Origin of the sequence: Pyrobaculum sp., assembly GCF_049971835.1 — an archaeon.
In the GTDB taxonomy this organism is placed as follows: Archaea; Thermoproteota; Thermoprotei; order Thermoproteales; family Thermoproteaceae; genus Pyrobaculum.
The window spans coordinates 1-3255 of sequence record NZ_JBMFKV010000194.1 but is presented as its reverse complement, the minus strand read 5'-3'; the positions used below and the strand labels follow the sequence as shown (position 1 = coordinate 3255).

At 56.9% G+C, this 3255-nt stretch carries 2 protein-coding genes; both read right to left on the bottom strand.

Annotation, left to right across the window (positions count from 1 at the left end):
- Positions 1 to 147 precede the first annotated feature (147 nt).
- Positions 148 to 312: a hypothetical protein gene (locus ACP5J3_RS12170; protein WP_428495937.1), complete on the bottom strand. Its 165-nt coding sequence runs from the start codon at positions 310 to 312 to the stop codon at positions 148 to 150.
- Between the two features lie 1149 nt (positions 313 to 1461).
- On the bottom strand, positions 1462 to 3201 hold the full coding sequence (locus ACP5J3_RS12165; RefSeq protein ID WP_428495936.1) for a hypothetical protein: 1740 nt from the start codon (positions 3199 to 3201) through the stop codon (positions 1462 to 1464).
- Positions 3202 to 3255 lie beyond the last annotated feature (54 nt).

Here is a 3255-nt window from a genome sequence, read left to right as displayed (position 1 = left end):
GATTTTGTCATTCAGCTCGCCGAGGTCGCACCGGCGAACTACGTTATCAACGAAGTGCAGTAGCTTCAGGAACCTCCCAGCCATCATCCGGATCTCTATTTAGTTTAACAGCGGCACATATTTCCCGTCGTTCCTTAAAGCGTGGAGTCACAGCGCCGCCATGTACAACGGCATCGAGTCAACGTATGTCTTCTGGGTTATTTCCCTTACGATCGTGTTGAACATGAGATACCGTACGGGGTTGGTTTTTAAGCTATTTGTCAACTGTCCCGGCGGCAGAGGCTGGATGCCGACGGCGCAGAGATGCGGCATACGTCGACTGCGGAATGACGTGGCAACCCCACATGACTCGGAGCCCAGCTGGGCGGTGACAATCTGCGGTTTAACCAGCGAAAACGCCTCCCAACCCCACCCAAGCAGTCCGCCCAGCCGGCGGAGGCGGCAAGCCGAAGATGGCGCGGCTCAAACATTTCTAGAAGATCGAATTTCGTGTTCTCTCTATGTGCAGTCCAGACAATCGCCCTATGAGGTGCCTGCCCCACCTCTGCCGGCTGCTCCCACCGCATCAGCACTCTGCGGCTCGCCGAGTCAGCCAACTTCCCAACCCCACCGGCGGCGTCCGCCAAACCGGCGCATAACTTTTGCCTGCGAACGACAACGGTAACGGCTTCTACAAGAATGGCTCTTGCGCGTCTAAATGTACGCCACCTCGCCTTCGACAGCACGCCGTATCTCCCGCCTCGGGGTTCCCCAACCCTCCGGCGATCCCCCCGCCGACGGGCTTGTTGTTTCCCTCCCTTTGCCTGTCTCTTCGGATGCCACGCGTGAGGGATCCCCCGAGTGCCTTGGGGGAGGGACCGCCGGGCTCACAGCTGTGGTGCACGGGGGCCCTCTACTCTGCCCTTCGCTTTGTCCTGCGGCCGAGCACAGCCACCGACGGCGCGGAGGTGCGCCAATCCGCTCCACTGCTCTACCCCAACAAGCCGCGCAGATAGCCGGGCCTTTCAGAAGCGGCAAGTTCTTTACTTCAGTAAAAGGGTTTGACGAAAATCAAGCATTAAGCGGAGTCTTCACGTCTCCACGATCTACACCAAACTTTGAAAGGGATAAAAATTGTTGAAAAAATTAACTCCGCCGACAGACCCAGGAGAATTGAAAAGCGGTCGATGTTCAACTATCTTGGATCGATTGGCGAATCAAATATTCAACTTGAACATACCCTCTCCTAAAACCTGGTGGAGACCGTGGAGACTCCGCTTAACGCTTTACAAGTCTTTGGCGGAGTATCTAGTGTGAGTAAAGGGGAGTTAGTTTCTGCAAAGTCTCTGCTTGTCAGAGTTAGAAAATGCTTGCATATAGACGCTTACTGGCTGAAGAACTCCAGTTTAGGAGGAGTTAGGCAAAATCCTCATGCCGAAATTTTGCATGTTTCGGACGTCGGGTAGCATGTGCGGCAAGAGATCAAGCGAACTTTTGTCTCCCGCAGGCCCCAAAGAGGCTAGCCAAATACGTCGTCTTTTCCACCGCCGCGTAGACGGCTTCAGTATTTTCGACTTTTCTATACCTCCCGGCGATGAACGCGGCCCCTTTGGCAAGCTCCACCTTAAACACAACTACGTCGTAGATCTCGCCTTTTGCGTACACCAAAATCCTTGGGGTCTTTTCGCCGGGTTCGAGGTATGCAAACCGAACGTCTACTATTCCCCTCGCGCCTCTCCTCAAGACGTAGGACTCGCCTCCCGACTCTACGAGAAGCTTGGCCAAGATGGGGATCCTCTTCTTCATGTCAAGCTTTTTGATCTCCGAGCCTTGGCTTGTAATGAAAAAGTCAGCCAAGTCCAGGGACTCCTCCAAGAGAGCGTCCTCAGGCTGGAGCTTTCTGAGCTCCTCCCTCCAGCACCTTGCACCTGATGCGAAATCCTTTAACAACTGCCGCCACTCTCCATATTTCCACCCAGCGGGCAACTGGTTCGGCTTGAATAGATAGCCCTTAGCTTCGATTTTCTTGTCGTTCCATTTGATGTAGTTCTTCGCGGCGTGAATATACACGTCCCATATCCCCTCAAGCTTGAGGCTGAAGTTCACCCCGCCGTACAGTAGCTGGCCTCCCCAGAGCTCCCTGGCTATCCTCTGCGCCTCAGCCGAGACCTCCGCGTCCGGGTAGGGATCTCCCGAGAGCGGCACGTAGATTGAGTCGGTGTCTCCGTAGATCGCCCTGTACCTGTCCACAAGCCTCACGAAGAGCCGCGCGGATTCGTTGAATATGACCGCCGCGGCGTGTTCATTCAGCCCGTAGCCAGCGGGCTTCGCCGCCACTCCGTAGGCCGAGTTGGCCAGAATTTTTACAGCCTGGTCCACCGGCTCGCCGACCTCGGGGCTCTCCTTCTTTAGCCTCTTGGTGGCCTCCCTCGCCTTATAAAGCTTGGCCAGGTAGCGGTATGAGTCCCCCTGCTTGAAGCACACCCTGGCCCCACCCGCGCCAGCCAAGCCATTTTCGCACCTATAGCTCTCCACGACGTCCACCCCCAGCTCGTAGAAGATGGTAGGATACAGCATGTGGAAATCGTATTCCGCCACTTTGCGGAAGAGGCCTGTCCTCCTCACGACCACCTTCGCTTCGCCGCCGTAGTCGAGCTCTCTCCTCCTGTCCACCAAGACGTAGCCGGCCAGCTCGGTGATTTTTGCCAAGGCGGCGTCATGGATTGCGCCGGGCGAGGAGCCTCTCTTCGCGACTGCCCAGAGGAGGTGGAGCGGGATACCTGCGAGGCTTGAGACCGCCGAGAGGGTCGACAGCCACCTCTCCGCCAGGTGGAGAGTTGCCTTTACGTCCCACTCCAAATACCTCCTCAGCTCAGCGCCAGTCAGCTTAGTCCTCGACGCCTTCGCCCTCACCCACTCCTTCAAGTCCACGTCTGGCGGGGCCCCAATCTGCCTCACCACCTCGTGCAGGGCGTACGCCTCCTCCCCCACGCCGAGGGAGGAGCGCCACGGCCCCGTTGCGAAGTCCATCAAGTCAATTATACCGACGGGCCTCCCGGCGTCGATGTACAGCCTAGAGCCCGAGCCCAGGTATACTACATCAAATTTAGAGATGTTGTAGCCCACGGCGAATTCCGCCTTCTCTAGATCAGCCAGGAGGTCGAAGACGTCGCCGGAGATCTTCACCTCCCTGTCCTCCGCGGAGGCCCAACCGTAGAGCAAATCAGAGCCGTGGACCTCGACACTTTGGGCAGTGCAGGTCCATGCATCTTACAC